The organism is Methylobacterium sp. CM6241 (assembly GCF_054817845.1).
In genome coordinates, this window is sequence record NZ_CM139246.1 from 2715818 (window position 1) to 2735303 (window position 19486).

Genomic DNA, 19486 nt, shown 5'->3' on the forward strand with positions numbered 1-19486 from the left:
GGACATGCAGGCCACGACGATCGGGCGGCGCGGGTTCATCCTCATCCTGTCCTCGCCCTCGGGAGCGGGGAAGACCACGCTGACGCGCGCGGTCGCCAGCGACCCGAAATGGGGGCTCGATCTCTCGATTTCGGTGACGACGCGACAGCGCCGGCCCTCCGAGATCGACGGCAAGCACTACAATTTCATCGACCGTGAGGCCTTCGATGCCCTGCGAGGGGCCGACAACCTGCTCGAATGGGCCGAGGTCCACGGTAATTTCTACGGCACGCCGCGCCGCCCGGTGGAGAAGGTGCTCGGCGCCGGCCGAGACATGATCTTCGACATCGACTACCAAGGCACGCGGCAGGTGAGGGCGAAGCTCGCGGACGACGTGGTGACGGTGTTCATCCTGCCGCCGAGCCTCGCAGAGTTGCGACACCGCCTCGAACGCCGGGCCGAGGATTCGCCGGAGACCATCGAGAAGCGCCTCGCCAATTCCCGCGTCGAGATCCAGCGCTGGAACGAGTACGATTACGTCCTCGTGAACGACGATCTGAACGACGCCTTCGCAAAGCTCCAGGGAATCCTCGTCGCCGAGCGCCTCAAGCGCGCCCGCAACACCGGCCTGTCGGATTTCGTCGACGGGCTTCTGGCCGAGCCCGACAGGATCGCCTGAGGAGCCGAGCCCGATGTCGACACCCGACCGGACCATCCGCTTCGACCAGACCTGCCCGATCCTGCGCATCTTCGACGAGGCGAAGGCGCGCGAGTTCTATGTCGACTTCCTCGGCTTCAGCGTCGATTAGGAGCATCGCTTCGGCGCCGACTTTCCGCTCTACGCCCAGGTGTCGCGTGCCGGTCTCATCCTGCATCTGAGCGGCCATCACGGCGATGCGACGCCGGGCTCCACGACCTTCGTGCGGATGGCGGGCATTCACGCCTTCCAGGCGGAACTCAGCGCTCGGAACTACGTCCATGCCAAGCCGGGCATCGAGAACCTGCCCTGGGGGCTGGTGATGACGGTGACCGACCCTTTCGGCAACACCCTGCGTTTCTGCGAAGATCCTGCGGAGCCGTAGGTCACCGCGGTCGCCGGACGCTCGCCCGATCCGTCACAGTCGCGTAGCCCGGAACACCCCCGGCCCGGTCAGGGTTGGCCCGCACATGACCGGCCGGAGAACGTGTCGCCCCGGTCGGACCCACGCGGCCAGCGGAGCGAGCAATGGATTTCGGGATCGAGGGACAGGTCGCCGTCGTCACCGGGGGCGATTCCGGAATCGGCTTCGCCACGGCCGAGCTGCTCCTGAAGGAGGGAGCAAAGGTCATCCTCAGCGATAAGGTCGCGGAGGCCTTGGAGAAAGCGGCCACCGCACTGTCCGGCCTCGGTACCATTGTGGCGGTGGTCGCCGATCTGACACAGCGGGCCGATGTCGAAGCGCTGGCGATCAAGGCGCGCGAGACCTTCGGTGCGGCCCCGACCATCCTGGTGAATGCCGCCGGCATCACCGGGGCTACGGGCGACTTCCTGGACCTGACCGACGAGGATTGGCTGGAGACGATCCAGACCGACCTGATGGCGGCGGTGCGGGTAACACGCGCTTTCATCCCCGGCATGCGCGAGGCCGGGTGGGGGCGGATCGTCCTGTTCGCTTCCGAAGACGCGGTGCAGCCCTATGTCGAGGAACTGCCCTATTGCGCGGCGAAGGCCGGAATCCTCAGCCTCGCCAAGGGTCTCTCCAAGGCCTATGGGCCGGATGGCGTCCTGGTGAACACCGTCTCCCCCGCCTTCATCGCCACACCGATGACCGACGCTATGATGAAGAAGCGCGCCGAGGAGAAGGGGACCTCCTTCGATGAGGCGATCGCGAGCTTCCTCGACGAGGAGCGCCCCGGCATGGTGGCCAAGCGCCGGGGACGGGCGGAGGAAGTAGCGTCGGCCGTGGCGTTCCTCTGCTCCGAACAAGCGAGCTTCGTCACCGGCGCCAATCTGCGCGTCGATGGCGGATCGGTGGCGACGATCTCGACCTGAGAAGGGTTCAGCCGCGCGGCGGCAGGATCGTGGCGCGGCGGGCCTCGAGGGTCTGCCACAGGATCAGGGAGGGCAGGCCGAGCACCACGTCCGGCACGCGCTTGGCAAGCGACAGGGCGATGGCGGTGCCGGGGTCGATGCCGAACAGGCCGCCAACCAGAACGAACCCGCCTTCCTGAACCCCTAATCCGCTGGGCACCGGGAAGGCCGCCGATTTGATGGCCTGGCTCAAGGCCTCGATGATGATGACTTCGGCGAGGCCCACGCCCTCCACGCCCATACAGGTCAGCGCGATCCAGATCTCAGTGGCACCGAGCATCCAGGCGAGGAGGTGCAGGACGACGCCTTGGAACAGCAGGAGCCAGCGCTTCGGGGCCCAGACCGTATCGAGAGCGCCATGCACGCCCGCATCGGCAGGCACCGAGCCGGGGACGGCCTCCTCCTGGTCGCGCAGGAAGCGACGGGCGAGCTCGGCGATGCGGCGCTCGACACCCCGGATGAGCGGACTGCGCTGGAAGACGAAGAAGGCGGTGAGCACGATGGCGGTGACGCCGAGCGCCCGCAGGGCCCAAGCCGCGAGGGATGCGGCGGACTCGCCTTCCATCTGCATCAGTAACGCGACGCCGATGAGCACGAAGAGGGCCTGCGTGCCGACCTGGATCAGCATGTCCACCAGGATCGAGGCGGCGGCGAGTTTGCCCGGGACCCCCCAGAAGGTGAGGAGACGCCCGCCGACCACGTCCCCCCCGACGGAGGCCACAGGAAGGAGCACGTTGATCCCGTCCCGCACGAAACGGAGGATGAGGAACGCTCCCGCCTCGGCGGTGGCCGCGAGCCGGTGTAGCACCCGCTCCCAGGCGAGACCGCAGAGCGACAGGATGACGACGCGCATCAGCACGATGCCGGCGAGCCCGACGATCCCGATCCGCCCGAAGGCATCCGTCACCGAGGCGATATCGTGGGTCGCCACCAGCCAGATCGCCAGGACGAGGCCGAGTACCGTCCCCAGGACGGGCAGGTATCGCAGGACGTGCCTCACGGCGCCCGTACGGGCGGGAGGAGGCGCCACGACCCGGCGCGTCACCGGTACAACCCTGTGGAATGGACGAGCGCCAAGGGCGACGATCCTCTTCTGCTCGGCGGGCACCGCATCCGGCGCAAAGCCTGCCACCCAAATTGATCCCGGATCCGCCCTAAAGCGGCATTGGGGCCGAAATCGGAGATCGCTTCATTCGGACCGGCGGGCGGGCGGATAGACCGTATCGAGGGCCTGCTCGGCATTACCCTCGGGATCAATCAGCACGATGCGGTTGCGCGAGAGGCTGAAGGAGGTCGCCACCGCCACGAACCGCTTCGGGCAGGGGCCGAGGCAGCCCGTGGACACCACGCGGGTCATCCCGCCGAGGCCGCGCCTTTTCGCCTCCCGCTTGAGCCGCCCCCGGATCTCGTCCTTCTTCAGGCCGACGCGCTTGGTGCATTTCGCGCAGACCAGGACAATGTCGGAATAACCCGACTTCGCCGTCCGCACGGTTGTGTCCTTGTCGTGCTTTGCCAAATCCGGGTGCCCGTTCCACATCCGGCGCACCGAGGGGAGTGGGCGCCGCCGCCGCCACACCTAACCATGGGGGGGAGGGGCGGCAACGGGGCGTGTCGCCTCGCCGGCTCCGCGCCGTTCAGCCGTAGGCCGCCACGGCCCGGACACTGCCGGGCTCGGCGACGCTGATGCCGGCATCGACATATTCATTGAGTTTGTTGCGTAGGGTGCGGATCGAGATGCCGAGAATCTTGGCGGCATGGGTACGGTTGCCGAGGCAATGGTCGAGCGTGTCGAGGATCAGCTCGCATTCCACCTGAGCCACCGTCCGCCCCACGAGGCCACGGGTGGCGGCCTCGGCGACCTGGGCGGCGCGTTCCACCGGCCCGGCAGAACGGGCGAAGGATTCGCCCTCCGGGGTGGAGATCGCGTCGGCGTCGATCTCCGGGCCCGTCGCCAGCAGGACCGCCCTGTGGAGGGTGTTCTCGAGTTCGCGCACGTTCCCGCGCCACGGATTCTCACGAATGATCGCCTGCGCCTCGCGGCTCAGGACACGGACCGGCACGCCGTTCACCTCGGCGTATTTCTTGGCGAAGTGGGAGGCCAGCTCGAGGATGTCGGCCGGGCGCTCGCGCAGCGGCGGCAGGCGCAGGTGCACGACGTTGAGGCGGTAGAACAGATCCTCGCGGAACGTGCCCTTTCGGACCTCGTCGATGAGGTTGCGGTTGGAGGTGGCGAGCACCCGGATATCGACCTTCACGGGGGCCGTGCCGCCGACCCGATCGATCACCCGCTCCTGCAGCGCGCGCAGCAGTTTCGATTGCAGGCGGACATCCATCTCGGAGATTTCGTCGAGCAGCAGCGTGCCGCCATTGGCTTCCTCGAACCGGCCGATCCGGCGGGCGACGGCGCCGGTGAAGGCGCCCTTCTCGTGGCCGAACAGTTCGGATTCGAGCAGAGCTTCCGGGATCGCGGCGCAGTTGACCGAGACGAAGGGCCGGCTCGAACGGGTCGACTTCATATGGACGTGCCGGGCGAGCACCTCCTTACCGGTGCCGCTCTCGCCGGTGATCAGCACCGAGGCTTCCGACCGCGCGACCTGCTCGGCGAGCTTCACCACCCGCTCCATGGAGGCGTCGCGCCAGACGAAGGCGCGTCCGTCCTCGGAGACCGCCTGCAGCACGGCGGCGATCAATTCCGGATCGGGCGGCAGGGGGATGTATTCGCGGGCACCCGCCTGGATCGCGGCCACGGCCGCCTTGGCATCGGTGGCGACGCCGCAGGCGACCACCGGGGTGCGGATGCGCTCGTCGGCGAGCGCGGTCACGAGTTCGCGGATCGGCTGGCCCACATCGATCATGACGAGGTCGGCGCCCTTGGCGCGCAGCACGGCGAGACCCTGCGCCACCCCGTCCGCATGGGTCACGGCCGCGCCGCGACTCATGGCGATCTTCGAGGCGGTGACGAGTTCGCCGCTCAAGCGTCCGATGATGAGGAGCCGCATGGTCTAGTATCCTGTGTCGGTGGAGCCTCGCGCAGCAGCGCGGCGGGCGGGATCAGTGGTCACTCTTGATGATCTCGGTCATCGTCACGCCGAGGCGCTCCTCCACGAGGACGACCTCCCCACGCGCGACGAGGCGGTTGTTGACGAAGATGTCGATGGCCTCGCCGACCTTGCGGTCGAGTTCCAGCACCGCGCCGGGCTGCAGCCGCAGCAGGTCGCCGATGGGCATGCGGGACGACCCCAGCACGGCGGAGACCATGACCGGGACATCGAAGACCTGTTCGAGATCGGCGGCGCTCTTCGGGGTGGTGGGCGCCTCACGAATCGATTCGGAGCCGAGCCCGTCGAAGGACGCGTCGCCGCCATTGAGAAGCGGCAGGCTGAAATCGTCGGCCATCAGGATCTTTCAAAGTCGCGCGTTACAGGGGGGGTCGTCGACGGATCAGGATTCGAGAGGATGGCCGATGGCTTCGAGCACGGCGGCCTCGATACGGGCACGGTCACGCACCACCCCGCCATCGGCCCATTCCATGCGGGCATCGCCGGGGGCGAGGTCGGGCTCCCCGAGGACGATCAGACGCCCTTCGAAGCCGCGCTCGCGGGCGAGGCTCTTCACCAGCGCCTCGACTTCGTCCACCAGTCTGTCGTTCACGCGCACGACGAGATGCGGCACGCCGCGCAGGTGCTGCAGGGCGGCCCGCGCCGCGTCGCCGATCGCCGCCAGCGGATGGGCATCGAGGGCATCGCCGGCGATACGACGCGCCAGGGATACGGCGAAGGCCATGGCCTCCTCCTCGCGGGCCGCGTCCCGCGAATCCGCCTGGCCGATGAGGCCGGCGGCGGCGAGGCCGACGCGGGTGAGGGCATCCGCCATGCGAGCCTGGGCCTGGGCCTCGGCCTGGGCGCGCCCTTCCTGGACACCCCTCGCATGGGCCTGCGCCACGGCCTCGGCCAGGGCCGCCGCCTCCTTCGGCGAGACGGTCGCGCCCTCGCGCGGCCGGAAGTCGGTGTCGAACAGGAACCGGCGGGCGTTCAATAGACCAGCTCCTCTTCGCCACTGGACTTGGCGATCATGATCTCACCCTTCTCGGCCAGTTCCTTGGCGAGCTCGGTCATCTTGGCTTGCGCCTCATCGACGTCCTTGAGCCGAATCGGCCCCAGCGAGCCCATCTCGTCGTTGATGTTCTTGGCCGCGCGGGTGGACATGTTCTTGAGGAAGAAGTTGCGCACGCGCTCGTCGGCGCCCTTGAGCGCGCGGCACAGGGTATCGGTGTCGACCTTGCGCAACAGCGTCTGCACGCTGCCCGCATCGAGCTTCAGGAGATCCTCGAAGGTGAACATGAGCTGGCGGATCTTCTTGGCCGAGCCGCGATTGGCCTGGTCCAGGGCCGCGAGGAACCGGCCCTCGGTCTGGCGGTCGAAGGCGTTGAACACGTCCGCCATCAGTTCATGGGCGTCTCGCCGCGTGGTCTGCGCGATGGTCGAGACGAACTCGACGCGCAAGGTCTCCTCGATGTGGCGCAGGGCTTCCTTCTGCACCGTCTCCATCCGCAGCATGCGGTTGAGGACGTCGATGGCGAAATCCTCGGGCAGGATCGTCAGGACCTTGGCGGCGTAATCCGGCCGCACCTTCGACAGCACGACGGACACCGTCTGCGGGTATTCGTTGCGCAGGAACGAGGCGAGGATCTCGGGGTCGATCTGCGTCAGGCTCGCCCAGACCCGCTTGCCCGAAGCGCCCTTGATCTCCGCCATGATCGCCGAGACCTGCTCGGTGGGAAAGATCTTGAGAAGCAGCGATTCGGTGCGCTCGTAGTTCGAGGTGATGCCGCCGCCCGAGGAGAGCCGCGAGACGAAATCCACGATCAGCCTCTCGACGGTCTCCGCCTCCAATGATCCGAGCTGGACCATGGCGTGCGAGACCATCTTGACCTCTTCCTCGTCGAGCATCTGCCAGATCGGCGCGCCCTCCGTCTCGCCGAGGAGCAGGAGGAGTGCAGCCGCGCGCTGGGCGCCGGTCATGGCGTTCAAGCCCGCCTTGCCGAGTTCCTGATCCGGGATGACGCTCAACCCCGAGGACATGCCTCACTCCTCTTCACCGTTGTGGCTGCCGTTTCGAAGACCATCGCCCACCCGCTCAACTGTCGTGGATCCAGTTGCGCAGGACCTCTACCGTCTCGCTCGGACTGCCGCGGACCATGTCCACCACCCGTTGGACGGTCTCCGCCTGGACCTTGCCGTTCAGCTGCGCGAAGTCGACGAGGCGGGCGGTGGGGTTGTCGCGTGCCACCAGGACCTGGTCGGGGCCCGGCTCGCCGCCGGCCAGTGCCGGACCCGCCATCAGGATGGCCTGGGCGGGCTCCGAGGCGAGGACGCGGCGTAGAAGGGGACGGACCACGGCCATGAGGACGATCACGGTCAGGATCAGAAGCACGGAGAGTTCGACCATCCGCATGACGTCTTCCTTGGACGGCGCCAGGAACGACTGGATCAGCGACGGCTCGGTGAACTCGACGGGAGCGGGCGTCTCGGCAAAACGTAGGTTGACCACTTCGACCTGGTCACCCCGGTCCTTGTCGTATCCGATAGCGGTACGGACCAGGGTGGCGATCCGCTCGATGTCGTTGGCGGGGCGCGGCTGATAGACGGGCCGTCCATCGGCCCCCGGCACGTAGGCGCCGTCGACGAGGACCGCCACCGACAGGCGCTTCAGACGTCCGCCTTCCTCGACCACCGTCTTGGTGACGCGGGAGATCTCGTAATTCGTGGTCTCCTCGTCCTTCTTCGTAGAATCCTTCGAGTTGGGATTCGGTGTCGGCTGGTTGGCGCCCGGCAGTTCGTTGCCGACCGTCACGGCGCCCTCTGTCCCACCGGTGAGCGCGCTTTCGCTGCGGGTCTGGGTCGAACGGATGACTTTGCTCTCTGGATCGAAGGTCTCCGAACGGCTCTCTATGCGGTTCCGGTCGAGCTCCACGGTGACCTGCACCCGCGAGCGACCCGCGCCGACGATGCCGGCCACGATCTCTTCGATTTGGGACCGCAGACGGCGCTCGAGGCCGACCTGCTTCTCCTCCATGCCGGCGCCGGTCTCGGCCTCCGCACCCCGTGCCCCGTCCGCCAGCAGGCGGCCGCGCTCGTCGACGATGGAGATCCGCTCCGGCTTCAGGCCTTCCACCGCCGAAGCGGCGAGGTGACGGATGGCGCGGACCTGGGACGGGTCCATGTCGCCGACGAGCTTGAGCACGATGGCGGCGCTCGGCAATTCGCGGTCGCGCTCGAACAGGCGGCGCTCCGGTATGACGAGGTGCACGCGCGCGGCCTGGACCCGGCCGATGGCCCGGATCGAGCGTGCGAGCTCGCCCTCGAGCGCGCGCAAATGATTGACGTTCTGAACGAAATTGGTCGACGAGAACGCATCGCCCTTGTCGAAGATCTCGTAGCCGACGCCGGAAGCGCTGGGCAAACCCTTGCCGGCGAGGTCCATCCGCAGTCGCGGCAGGTCGGCCCGAGGCGCCATGATGGTCTGGCCGGCATCGCCCCGTGTTTCGTATTTGATGCCGCGCGCATCGAGGTCGCGGATCACGGCGCCCGAATCCTGCATCGACAGGTCGGCGAAGAGGACACCCATATCGGGCTTCGAGACGCGCAGGATGACGAAGGCGAAGAAGCCGATCAACGTCAGCGTCACGGCCGCCATGGCCGCGAGCCGTGCCGGTCCCAACTTCGTCACCAGTTCGAGAACCGACTTCACGACGCGACGTACCCACCCGAACCGGAGCGACGGAAGGGCCGCGCTCACTCGGCAAAATTTGCCCAGGCCGTGGTTAGCGTTCGGTTAACGATTGTCTTAACGAATGAAAAAAGGGTGTGACTCGGTCCTGACGCGGCGGTGCCCATAACGAAAGAACCGCGCCCTTGAGGGGGCGCGGTTCTTTCGTGGATCGACGGTGGTCCGAGGCATTGTCTCGGCATCCGGAGTGGACGCCGAATTCCATTGACCTCAGTGGCGGTAATGCTGGATGCGGGTGGTGCGCAATCCGGCGAGACCGTGCTGGTCGATGGAGAACTGCCAGCTCAGGAATTCCTCGGTGGTGAGGGTATAGCGCTGGCAGGCTTCCTCGAGACTGAGAAGTCCGCCACGTACGGCTGCGACGACTTCCGCCTTCCGGCGGATAACCCACCGTCTGGTCGTGGTCGGCGGAAGATCGGCAATGGTCAACGGACTGCCATCTGGCCCGATGACGTATTTGACTCTCGGGCGGCTTGGTTCGGTCATGATACGCTCTACAACTCGACTGACCTGTCGAGCCAGGAAGGTACTTGCGCCCGCTTAAGATATGTTGAAGCGGATCGATTGCATCTGATTCGTTTTTTCCACGATCATGTGGACAACCCGGCTCCGATGTTCTGAACGCTCGATATCGGCAGCCGCGAATTGCCAATCAGCAGCACCGGTTCTGTACCGCTGAGATCGACGCCATCGACTTTTCCGGCGACCTGCGTATCGACGCTAACCTGTGCACCAGTGGCGTCGAACGCATCGATCTTGATCGAGTAGCTGCCGTTGGCGGAGGTGAAACCCGATGTGGATCGCCCGTCCCAGGCGAAAGTCTGCGCACCCGCGGTCAGCGCCTTCGACTGTGTCGCCACCACGTTGCCCTTGGCATCGCTGATCGTCATCGTCGCCTGTTTGGCGGCCCGCGCCGGGGTCAGCGTCCAGACCGCCGAACCATCCTTCAGGTTGGCGACCCGCCCGTCCGCCGTCACGCTCTGACCGATGAAGCCGGTCGCTGCTGCGGCGCTGGACGCCTTCGCATTGTTGAGGATCGAGTCCAACCGGTCGTTCGACTTCAGCTGCTGCTCGACGCCGGCATATTGCACGAGTTGCTGCGTGAACTGGTTGGTGTCCAGCGGGTCCATCGGGTTCTGGTTCTTGAGCTGTGTCGTCAGCAGGGTCAGGAACTGCTGGAAATTACCGGCGATCTCCTGCGAAGCGCCGGTGGCGGTATTCGGGTTCGTGATGGAGGAGCTGCTCGAAGCTCCGGTGATGCCCGATGTCATGGCAGTGTCCTCAGATTCGGATGTCGAGACCGCCGAGACCGCGCAGCATTCGCAGCGGCACGGCGTCGTTGGGAAGGCGTTGTTCTTTCAGGTCGGCACCGCCATTGCCGGAACGGCCGTCGCGGCTGCCCCCGCCATCCCGCTCGGCGCCATTGCCCCCGGTGGAGCCGGTGTCGCTGCGCAGGGACAGGTTGATGCCGACATCCCCTGAGTCGAAACCGGCCTGTGACAGGGCCTGTTGCAGGTTGCCGACATCGCGTTGCAGCAGGGCCAGGGTCTCCGGCCGATCGACCGTGAGATGCGCAGTGACCGTGCCGTTGTCCTTGTCGATGTCGAGATTCACGTCGATCCGTCCGAGATCCTTGGGATCGAGGCTGATTTCGAAACGGTTGGACCCGGCCAACGACCGCAGCCCGATGGTCATCGCCACCGCGCCGAGGGGGACCGGCGCAGCCTGGGCCTGGGGGAGGAGGCTAGCGGGTTCTGGTGCGGGCGCGGGAAGCGGGGCCGCCGGCGCTGGGCCGAACGGCGTGGCTGGGGCTGAAGCGAGATCGCCGGAGGCCATTGCCGAACCGGAAGCGAACTCATCGAAAGCCTTGACCGATATGGTCTCGCGCTCGGAGGAGGCCGAGCGGTCGGTTCCGAGCGCGGCGAGGGCGGCAGGGCGACCGTCGGCGGCTTTCGCAGCGCCTATGCCGTGTGAAACGATTTCCCCGGCGTTCGGAGGGGGCGCGGCACCGGCCTGTGTCGCCATCGCGGGGGCGTTCGCCGCGGGCGGAAGCGCGACGGATTCGGGCGGAGCGACGGCGAGAGTCATCATGCCGGTCGCATTGGGCACCATACCGTCCGCTGGGACCGCCACGTCCTCGCTCGGCTCTTCCGCCGTCGTGACCGGGTTGGCCTCCGCAGCCTCGGAAACGATGGCCTGAACCGGAGCGGTCGCGGCCGCCTGTACCATTGTAGAGGGAGGCAAGGTCGAGGAAGGCAAGGCACTTCCGGTCTGAACCCGGGAGGCGGACAGACGACCGTTCCCCGCAATGGGCAGCAAGGCTTGACCCGGCGGAGCGTCCGGGACCTGCCCCTGCCGAGCCTGCACGGGCGAAGGTTCGGCGCCGTCGATGACTGGCAAGCCTGCCTTGCCGCCTTGCTGCGGCATTTGAGCTGGCTCGGCGACAACATTGGTCCGTTGCTCGCTCAGCCACGGGAAACCGCCAAGGCCGGACTCGCTCGGCGGCGTCGCCGGATCCTCGTCCTCTCGGGCTCGCGGCAGTCCTGTCTCGGCCGCATCCGCCATCTGTCCTGCGGCACTGTCTGTCGAAGGCGGTGACGACGGGATCGTAGCCTTTGCCAACCGGACCAGATCCGAGATCGGCAAGGCGGATTGCGCGATCGCCGAACCCAGCGACGCCGTAGCGACAGGTTTGGCTGCTCCACCGTCTCGGATCGCCGCCTTCGGCTCTGCCGCTCCGCGTGAGACTGGTATCGCGCCCGAGCCTGGCCCTTCGACCGGGATGCTGAAACGTTCGAGGCCATCGGAAGCGGCCGAAAGAGGCATGGCGGGACGCGCGGCGACCGCGCTCGCCAACCGCACGCCCTTTTCTCCGCTGATCGACGTGGTGGCCATGGGACGTCATCTCCTCGCCCCCACCGCGCAAACTTCGAGCCACGGCTCACGCGCCGCAACCCGTTGATTTAACAACCAAATTTTTTCCCGCCTTTGAATCTTACCGACGCGACCCGGCGAAATCGTCCCCGTCCCGGCAGGATTTGCCGGGTTCGGTGCTCCGGTATGCGAGCCCTGCCTCGCGCGTGCCTGGAAGTTCGACCTCAGGGTCGCTATAGACTCCGCATATGCGGGCGCTGCGGCCTGCCGGCGAACCCGTGACGTGATGAACTCCCTCGACCTCCCCAAGGCCCCGCACGAGACGCGTGTCGTCGTCGCCATGTCCGGCGGCGTGGATTCCTCCGTGGTGGCAGGCCTGCTCAGCCAACAGGGCTACGATGTCGTCGGGATCACGCTGCAGCTCTACGACCATGGGGCGGCGGTCCATCGCAAGGGTGCCTGCTGCGCGGGCCAGGACATCCACGATGCGCGCCGGGTCGCCGAGACGCTCGGCATCCCGCACTACGTCCTCGATTACGAGGACCGCTTCCGGGAATCGGTGATCGACCGTTTCGCCGAGAGCTATCTGGCCGGCGAGACGCCGATCCCCTGCGTCGAGTGCAACCGCTCGATCAAGTTCCGCGATCTTCTGGCCACCGCCCGCGACCTCGATGCCGACGTGCTGGCGACCGGCCATTACGTGGCCAGTCGCCCCCTCGAAGCCGGCGGGCGCGGCCTCTACCGCGCCCTGGATCCGGCCCGCGACCAGAGCTACTTCCTTTACGCCACCACAGCCGAGCAGCTCGATTTCCTGCGTTTCCCCCTGGGCGAACTGCCCAAGGACGAGACCCGTCGCCTCGCCCGCGAACTCGGCCTCGCCATTGCCGAGAAGGCCGATAGCCAGGACATCTGCTTCGTGCCCCAGGGGCGCTACGCCGACGTCATCGCCAAGCTGCGGCCGGATGCGGCGCGCGCCGGCGACATCGTCGATCTCGAAGGTCGCGTGCTCGGCCAGCATGACGGCATCATCCATTACACAATCGGGCAGCGGAAGGGCCTTCGCCTCGCCGTCGGAGAGCCGCTCTACGTGATCCGCCTGGAGCCGGGTTCCGCCCGCGTGGTGGTGGGTCCGCGTTCCGCCCTGGCCACCAGCCGCATCCGGCTCGACGACTTGAACTGGCTCGGCGGCATGCCCCCCGGCGGGGTCGTCGACATGCCGGTGGCCGTGCGGGTCCGCTCGACCCGGGAGCCGCGAGCCGCGCATCTGACGGTCGATCGGGACGGGGCGGCCGCCGAGGTCGTCCTGGCCACACCGGAAGACGGCGTCTCTCCGGGCCAGGCCTGCGTCATTTATGCCGATGACGGCCCACGCTCGCGTGTGCTCGGCGGCGGCACCATTCGTCGCATCGACGCGTTGGCAGCCGGAGCGGCGCAAGCCGCCTGACGCCGACCCGCAGACCCGAGCCAAAACCTTCCCATCCGCAGGATCTAGAGACGATATGCTGAGCGAGCCGCAGGCCGGTCCGAGCACGGCCCTGATGCGCAAGGCCTATGCCCGTTGGGCACCGGTCTACGACGTCGTCTACGACAAGCTGACCGAGCCTGCCGCGCGCGATGCGGTGATGGCCGCCACCGCCTGCGGGCCGCGCATCCTGGAGGCCGGCGTCGGCACCGGCTTGTCCCTTGGCTATTATCCGGCGGGCAGTTTCGTCTGCGGCGTCGACCTCTCCGAAGACATGCTGAAGCGCGCCCGCGCCAAGGTACTCCGCCGCCGGCTCACCCATGTCCGCGGCCTGCAGGTGATGGATGTGTGCCGCCTCGGCTATGCCGATGCCAGCTTCGATGCCGTGGTCGCGCAGTTCCTGATCACCCTGGTGCCCGACCCGGAGGCCGCCTTGTCGGAATTCCTCCGGGTGGTGCGACCGGGCGGAGAGATCGTGCTCGCCAACCATTTCGGCCAGACCAAGGGGGCCGTGGCCAAGGTCGAGGAAATCGTGGCGCCGCTCTGCACCAAGATCGGCTGGTCCTCGGCGTTCAAATCGACCCGGATCGAGGCCTGGGCTCAGCGCAACGGCGTCGAGTTTATCGGCGTCTCACCGACCTTTCCCGGTGGATTCTTCAAGATCCTGAGGATGCGGAAGGCCGGCTGATCCGGCGCGGCGAAGCGGGGACATGACACGCAACTCGAGCGGCGCGCTCCGACGCGCCATGCGGTGGCTGCCCGTCCTCGCCCTGGTGGCCCTGTCGCTGGGTGTGCTCGTCTCCGGAGCGCCGCATCTCTTCAGCCTGGACCGCCTGCTGTCCTATCGCGCAGCGCTCATGGAGGCGGTGGCCGAGGACCGGTTGCGGTCCATCGGGATCGCCTGCCTCGTCTATATCGGCTGCGTGATCGTGTCCGTGCCGGCCTCGCTGGTGCTGACCATCCTGTCGGGCTTTCTATTCGGGACGACCACCGGGGCGGGGATCGCTCTCGTCTCGGCGACGACCGGGGCGGCCATCGTCTTCTCCATCGGCCGTGGTCCGATGTCCGAGTTTCTCGTCACCCGCGCCGGACCGCGCCTCGGACGTCTGGCCGCCGGATTTCGCGACGACGCGTTCGGCTACATCCTCGTCCTGCGGCTCCTGCCGATCTTTCCGTTCTGGATGACCAACCTCGCCCCGGCGGCCTTTGGCGTATCCCTACGCACCTTCGTGCTCGCCACGTTTCTCGGCCTGGCCCCCGGCGCCTTCGTCTATGCGGCGGCCGGAGCGGCGATCGAGGACGTCATCGCGGCCAACGAAGCCGCCAAGGCGGCGTGCCTGGAGAGCGGCGCCGCCGCGTGCGACGAGGCCCTGTCCCTGCGGTCGCTGGTGACCGTCAAGACAGCCGCGGGCCTCGGCGGGATCGCCGCTTTCGCGCTCCTCTCCATCGCGTTGAGACGCCGCTTCGCCCGCAGACGCGCGGGTCCGTCCTAGCCCCTCACACCAGATCCCCATTGCGGGGTACTCGACGGGGCCGCGCGCGAAGCGTAACCGTCATGCAAACAACAAGATCGACATGTGTCGTTCGACGCCGAGGGAACGGAATACCGGTGCTGGCCCGGTGCCGCGCCGGAGCAACCGGGACGAGCAAAGAAACCCGGGAGCAGGGATGATCGGGACCCCGTGATGGACGCGACGCCACGCGCCGACATGGAATCACCTGTCCCCGTCGCAGCGGAGGCTCGGGCGGGGATCGGCCGACATCTCGGCCTGTCGGGCCGGCTGTTCCTCGTGACCATCGCCTTCGTCGCCCTCGTCGAAATCCTGATCTACGTGCCCACCGTCGCGAATTACCGACGCATGTGGCTGTCGGACCGGATCGCCGCCGCGCAGATCGCCGCTCTGGTCCTCGATGCCTCGCCGGATCAGCATGTCTCGGATGAACTGGCCCGGCATCTTCTGAAGGGTGTCGGCGCCAGCGCCATCGCGGTTCGCGGCGACGGCACACGCCGCCTGCTCGCGGTGGACGCCGTGCCGTCGGAGGTCACCGGCCATGTCGACCTGCGCTCGCATGACTGGATCACCTCCATCGGGGGGGCATGGCGGACCGTCTTCTCCGAGAATCAGGGTCCGATCCGGGTCATTGGCCATGGGCGGGACGGATTCGACCTCGTGGAAATCCTGCTCGACGAAGCGCCCCTGCGCGAGGCGCTGATCGACTTCGCCGATCGTCTGCTGCTCTCGTCGCTGGCGATCGCCGCCACGGTGGCCGGCCTCGTCTTCCTGATGCTGCAGCGGATCATCGTTCGCCCGGTTCGGCGCCTCGCCCGCAACATCACGGAATTCGCGGACGATCCCCAGGGGAGCGACCGCATCATCACGCCCTCGCGCAGGACCGACGAGATCGGCCATGCAGAGGTGGCCCTCGCCCGTATGGAGACGGCGCTCGCGGGCGAGCTACGCCAGAAGCGCCGCCTCGCCGAGCTTGGCCTGTCGGTGAGCAAGATCAACCACGAGCTGCGCAACCTCCTCACCACCGCCCAGCTGCTCGGAGACCGTCTTGAGACGGTGTCCGACCCGGCGGTGGAGCGTATCGCCCCCCGCCTCCTCGCCACGCTCGGCCGGGCGATCCGTTTCTGCGAGGAGACCTTGGCCTATGGTCGGGCGACCGAGGCAATGCCGCAGCGGCGCACAATCCAGCTCGCACCGCTGCTGGCCGAACTGTCCGATCTGGCGAGGCTCGACGACGCGTCACGCGTGACGATCCGCGTCGTATGCGAGCCGGATATCGAGGTGGAGATCGATCCGGACCAGTTCTCGCGCGCGCTCACCAACATCGTGCGCAACGCCGTGCAGGCCATGGGCGCCGAGAAAGCCGGAGCGCCCGATCCGGTCATCGAGATCGAGGCCAGCCGCCACGGTAAGCCGGGTTCGGGAAACCTGACCGTTGTCGTCTCGGATAACGGACCCGGGCTTCCCGAACGGGCGCGAGCGAACCTGTTCGCGCCCTTCGAGGGGTCGATGCGCGCGGGGGGGACGGGGCTCGGCCTGCCGATCGCCGCCGAGTTGATCCAGCTTCAGGGCGGGCGTCTCACCCTCGATCAGACGCAGGAAGGCGAGGGCGCCCGCTTCCGGATCGTGATCCCGGACCGCGCGCCAATTTCGCTCTGAGCTTATTCCGCCGCCGCCAGGGTCAGGCCCGGCACGGTGATGCCGATGTCGCGAAGCAGTTCCGCATCGGCGTCGGTCTCGTTATTGGCCGTGGTGAGAAGACGCTCACCGTAGAAGATCGAGTTCGCGCCGGCGAGGAAGCATAGGATCTGCGCTTCTCGGGTGAGCCCCTTGCGGCCGGCGCTGAGACGCACACGCGCCTTCGGCATGACGATGCGGGCGGTGGCGCACATCCGGACGAGATCGAGCGGGTCCACGGGCGGACGGTCCTCGAGAGGTGTCCCCTCGACGGCCACCAGGGCGTTGATCGGAACGCTCTCGGGATGGGGGGCGTGGTTGGCGAGCACCTGGAGCATCGCCGCGCGGTCCTTCACGCCCTCGCCCATGCCGACGATGCCGCCGCAACAGACGCCGATCCCGGCATCGCGCACGTTCTGAAGGGTGTTGAGGCGATCCTCGTAGGTCCGAGTCGAGATGATGTCGCCGTAGAAATCCGGGCCGGTATCGAGGTTGTGGTTGTAGGAGGTCAGCCCGGCCTCGGCGAGGCGCCCGGCCTGGGACGGGGTGAGCATGCCGAGCGTGACGCAGGCTTCCATTCCGAGGCCGCGGACACCGCGCACCATGGAGAGGACCGTATCGAATTCCGGCCCGTCCTTGGGCTGGCGCCAGGCGGCACCCATGCAGAAACGATGGGCCCCGGCGGCTTTCGCGGCGGCGGCCTCCTTCAGCACCTTGTCCACCGCCATCAGGCGCTCACGCGGCAGGCCGGTGCCCTTGTGATGCGCCGATTGTGGACAATAGGCGCAATCCTCCGGACAGGCGCCGGTCTTGATCGACAGCAGGGCGGCGCGCTGGATATCGGCCGGGTCGTTATGCACGCGGTGGACCTGTGCCGCCCGGAACACGAGGTCGAGGAGCGGCAGGTCGTGGATCGTCTGAATCTCCGCCACGGTCCAATCGTGCCGGATCGCAGGGATCTCGGTGGCGGGGAAGGGGGAGAGGGGAGCCACGGTGTCAGTCATGGCCCCATGAGGCGAATCTTCGCCGGAAAATCAAGCCGGGCCGGCCGCATGCCCCGATGCATTTGGCTTCAAGCCGGCCAGGATAGCCCCCTCACGCCGTCTTGCCGCGCAACCCCGACAGGCCCGACCAGAGCGGCGCGATGAGGTAACTCGTGATCGGAATCAGCGCAGCCCCGACCACCAGACCGACGATGCCGGAGCCGATGGCGGTGACGATCCATTCGACGACGGGTCCGACCGGCGGCACCATCTTCGCGCTGCCGGCAGCGGCTTCGTGGATCACGTGGGCGACCTGGGGCAGGCCGTAACCTTCGAGACCATGGACGAGGATGCCGCCGCCGACCCAGATCATCGCGGCTGTGCCGATGATGGCCAGAAGCTGCAGGAAGACCGGCATGCCCTTGACCAGGGCACGGCCGAAGCCGCGGATCGCGCTGCCGAACACGGACGCCGACTTGTTCTTAGCCATCGCGACCCCGGCATCGTCCGCCTTCACGATGAGCGCCACGCCGCCATAGACGAAGACTGTGATGCCGATGGCAACGACCGCGAGCACGATCGCCTTCGTCCAGATGCTGCCTTCCGGGAGGGAGGCCAGGGAGATCGCCATGATCTCGGCCGACAGGATGAAATCCGTCTTGATCGCGCTGGAGACCTTGCGCGCTTCCAGAGCCTGGCCGTCCCCGGCATCGGCGTCGAGCTTGGCCTCATGCGCATGGGCCTTGTGCGGGAACAGCGCCTCGTAGACCTTCTCGGTGCCCTCGTAGCAGAGGTAGGCCCCGCCGAGCATGAGCAGCGGGGTGATGGCCCAGGGGGCGAAGGCCTGCAGCAACAGGGCCGCCGGCAGCAGGAACAGCATTTTGTTGCGCAGCGAACCGATGGCGATCTTGCCCACGATCGGCAATTCGCGCTCGGCCGCGAAGCCCACGACGTAGCGCGGCGTCACGGCGGCGTCGTCGATGACGACCCCCGCCGCCTTCGCACCGGCCTTGGCGGCTTGCCCGGCGACGTCGTCGAGGGAAGCGGCCGCGACTTTGGCGAGCCCCGCGATGTCGTCGAGGAGGGCGATCAGTCCGATGCTCAAGATTAGGTCCTTCCAACTGCCATGGGCCGGGCCGCGCGACGCAGGTTACCGGCCAAGCTGCCTCTAGCAGAGGAGACGAGCGAGCGGGGATTTCGATCCCCGCCCCGTTTCAATGAGTCGGTTCGCCGGCCGCGACCTTCGCGGTCCAATCGTCGAAGGCGACGATTTCCTGCCGCTGCTCACCGAGGCCGGTGACGCCGAGGGTCATCACGTCCCCGCTCTTGAGGAAACGCGGAGGCTTGCGCGCCATGCCGACGCCAGGGGGTGTTCCCGTGGTGATCACGTCGCCCGGCTCCAGCATCATGAAATGCGAGAGATAGGCGACGATCTGGGCGACGTCGAAGATCATCCTCGAGGTCGACCCCGTCTGCATCCGCTCGCCATTCACGTCGAGCCAGATGTCGAGGGCCGCCGGGTCGGGGATCTCGTCCAGCGTCACCAGCCAGGGCCCGAGGGGGCCGAAAGTCGGGCAGCCCTTGCCCTTGCTCCATGTCCCGCCGCGATCGAACTGGTACTCCCGCTCGGAGACGTCGTTGCAGAGGCAGAGGCCGGCCACATAGGACAAAGCCTCGTTGGCATGGACGTAGGATGCACGTGCGCCGATGACGATGGCGAGCTCCGCCTCCCAATCCGTCTTGGCTGACCCTTTCGGCAGAATGACCCGGTCGTTGGGACCGGAGATGCAGGACGGCGCCTTGTTGAAGACGATCGGCTCGGCCGGGATATCCGCGCCGATCTCCGCCGCGTGATCGGTATAGTTCAGCCCGATGGCGATGAAGTTGCGCGTTCCGCCAACACAGGGACCGAGGCGTGTCTCCGGCGACAAGAGCGGCAAGGTTTCGGGATCGATGGACCGCAGCCGCTCCAGCGACGTCGTCGCGAGGGCGGAACCGGAAATATCGCGCAGGACACCGGACAGATCCCGCAATCCGCCCTGAGCATCGATCAGACCCGGCTTCTCGTCGCCCACATCACCATGACGCACCAGCTTCATCGGCTCTCACTCCCCTTCGATCGATGGACTGGCATTGAGAT

Annotated in this window: 20 protein-coding genes and 1 pseudogene; 8 read left to right on the plus strand and 13 right to left on the minus strand. The window is 67.2% G+C overall.

The window, feature by feature from the left end; all coding sequences use genetic code 11:
* Positions 1-4: 4 nt before the first annotated feature.
* The 3 genes and pseudogenes from gmk to ACYQR9_RS12630 all read left to right on the plus strand — a co-directional run bounded on the left by gmk (position 5) and on the right by ACYQR9_RS12630 (position 2011).
* Complete coding sequence (gene gmk / locus ACYQR9_RS12620; RefSeq protein ID WP_056423771.1) at positions 5-658, plus strand: guanylate kinase; 654 nt, start codon at positions 5-7, stop codon at positions 656-658.
* 13 nt (positions 659-671) lie between these two features.
* Positions 672-1061: pseudogene (locus ACYQR9_RS12625) on the plus strand (glyoxalase superfamily protein).
* Between the two features lie 143 nt (positions 1062-1204).
* Positions 1205-2011, plus strand: coding sequence for an SDR family NAD(P)-dependent oxidoreductase (locus tag ACYQR9_RS12630; protein WP_461226498.1), 807 nt, complete (start codon positions 1205-1207; stop codon positions 2009-2011).
* A gap of 7 nt (positions 2012-2018) precedes the next feature.
* Here the strand turns inward: ACYQR9_RS12630 and ACYQR9_RS12635 are convergent, their stop codons facing one another.
* From ACYQR9_RS12635 to ACYQR9_RS12680, 10 genes are all read right to left on the minus strand, one after another.
* Positions 2019-3095 (minus strand): lysylphosphatidylglycerol synthase domain-containing protein, encoded by a 1077-nt coding sequence (locus ACYQR9_RS12635; RefSeq protein ID WP_461224544.1) that lies wholly within the window; start codon positions 3093-3095, stop codon positions 2019-2021.
* A gap of 144 nt (positions 3096-3239) precedes the next feature.
* Complete coding sequence (locus ACYQR9_RS12640; protein ID WP_244478134.1) at positions 3240-3539, minus strand: (2Fe-2S) ferredoxin domain-containing protein; 300 nt, start codon at positions 3537-3539, stop codon at positions 3240-3242.
* A 145-nt stretch (positions 3540-3684) separates the two neighbouring features.
* Positions 3685-5049: a sigma-54-dependent transcriptional regulator FlbD gene (gene flbD, locus ACYQR9_RS12645; protein WP_056423778.1), complete on the minus strand. Its 1365-nt coding sequence runs from the start codon at positions 5047-5049 to the stop codon at positions 3685-3687.
* A 52-nt stretch (positions 5050-5101) separates the two neighbouring features.
* On the minus strand, positions 5102-5446 hold the full coding sequence (gene fliN, locus ACYQR9_RS12650) for a flagellar motor switch protein FliN (protein WP_056423780.1): 345 nt from the start codon (positions 5444-5446) through the stop codon (positions 5102-5104).
* Between the two features lie 45 nt (positions 5447-5491).
* Positions 5492-6085, minus strand: a complete 594-nt coding sequence (locus ACYQR9_RS12655; RefSeq protein WP_056423783.1) for a FliH/SctL family protein — start codon at positions 6083-6085, stop codon at positions 5492-5494.
* Entirely contained in the window at positions 6082-7131 is a 1050-nt protein-coding gene (gene fliG, locus ACYQR9_RS12660) for a flagellar motor switch protein FliG (RefSeq protein ID WP_056423785.1), read from the minus strand. Before fliG ends, ACYQR9_RS12655 begins: the two co-directional genes overlap by 4 nt.
* 55 nt (positions 7132-7186) lie before the next feature.
* Positions 7187-8800 (minus strand): flagellar basal-body MS-ring/collar protein FliF, encoded by a 1614-nt coding sequence (fliF, locus tag ACYQR9_RS12665; protein WP_461226501.1) that lies wholly within the window; start codon positions 8798-8800, stop codon positions 7187-7189.
* A gap of 249 nt (positions 8801-9049) precedes the next feature.
* Positions 9050-9325 carry a CtrA inhibitor SciP gene (sciP, locus tag ACYQR9_RS12670; protein WP_018044452.1) on the minus strand — a complete coding sequence of 92 codons (276 nt, stop codon included), beginning with the start codon at positions 9323-9325 and terminating at the stop codon, positions 9050-9052.
* A 104-nt stretch (positions 9326-9429) separates the two neighbouring features.
* A complete protein-coding gene (locus ACYQR9_RS12675) occupies positions 9430-10110 on the minus strand; it encodes a flagellar hook assembly protein FlgD (protein ID WP_056423787.1) in 681 nt (226 codons plus the stop codon).
* Between the two features lie 10 nt (positions 10111-10120).
* Positions 10121-11098, minus strand: a complete 978-nt coding sequence (locus ACYQR9_RS12680) for a flagellar hook-length control protein FliK (RefSeq protein ID WP_461226503.1) — start codon at positions 11096-11098, stop codon at positions 10121-10123.
* A gap of 565 nt (positions 11099-11663) precedes the next feature.
* Here ACYQR9_RS12680 and ACYQR9_RS12685 point away from each other — a divergent pair.
* From ACYQR9_RS12685 to ACYQR9_RS12705, 5 genes are all read left to right on the plus strand, one after another.
* Entirely contained in the window at positions 11664-11801 is a 138-nt protein-coding gene (locus ACYQR9_RS12685; RefSeq protein WP_461226505.1) for a hypothetical protein, read from the plus strand.
* Between the two features lie 198 nt (positions 11802-11999).
* On the plus strand, positions 12000-13157 hold the full coding sequence (gene mnmA / locus ACYQR9_RS12690) for a tRNA 2-thiouridine(34) synthase MnmA (protein ID WP_207410508.1): 1158 nt from the start codon (positions 12000-12002) through the stop codon (positions 13155-13157).
* A 55-nt stretch (positions 13158-13212) separates the two neighbouring features.
* On the plus strand, positions 13213-13863 hold the full coding sequence (locus tag ACYQR9_RS12695; RefSeq protein WP_207410505.1) for a class I SAM-dependent methyltransferase: 651 nt from the start codon (positions 13213-13215) through the stop codon (positions 13861-13863).
* Positions 13864-13885: 22 nt separating this feature from the next.
* Positions 13886-14668, plus strand: coding sequence for a TVP38/TMEM64 family protein (locus tag ACYQR9_RS12700; protein WP_207410502.1), 783 nt, complete (start codon positions 13886-13888; stop codon positions 14666-14668).
* 192 nt (positions 14669-14860) lie between these two features.
* Positions 14861-16345 carry a sensor histidine kinase gene (locus tag ACYQR9_RS12705; RefSeq protein ID WP_461226507.1) on the plus strand — a complete coding sequence of 495 codons (1485 nt, stop codon included), beginning with the start codon at positions 14861-14863 and terminating at the stop codon, positions 16343-16345.
* 2 nt (positions 16346-16347) lie between these two features.
* Here ACYQR9_RS12705 and bioB read toward each other — a convergent pair whose 3' ends face one another.
* The 3 genes from bioB to ACYQR9_RS12720 all read right to left on the minus strand — a co-directional run bounded on the left by bioB (position 16348) and on the right by ACYQR9_RS12720 (position 19445).
* Positions 16348-17367, minus strand: a complete 1020-nt coding sequence (gene bioB, locus ACYQR9_RS12710; protein ID WP_461226509.1) for a biotin synthase BioB — start codon at positions 17365-17367, stop codon at positions 16348-16350.
* Positions 17368-17458: 91 nt separating this feature from the next.
* Complete coding sequence (locus ACYQR9_RS12715; RefSeq protein WP_461226511.1) at positions 17459-18451, minus strand: DUF808 domain-containing protein; 993 nt, start codon at positions 18449-18451, stop codon at positions 17459-17461.
* 109 nt (positions 18452-18560) lie between these two features.
* Entirely contained in the window at positions 18561-19445 is an 885-nt protein-coding gene (locus ACYQR9_RS12720) for a fumarylacetoacetate hydrolase family protein (protein WP_461226513.1), read from the minus strand.
* Positions 19446-19486 lie beyond the last annotated feature (41 nt).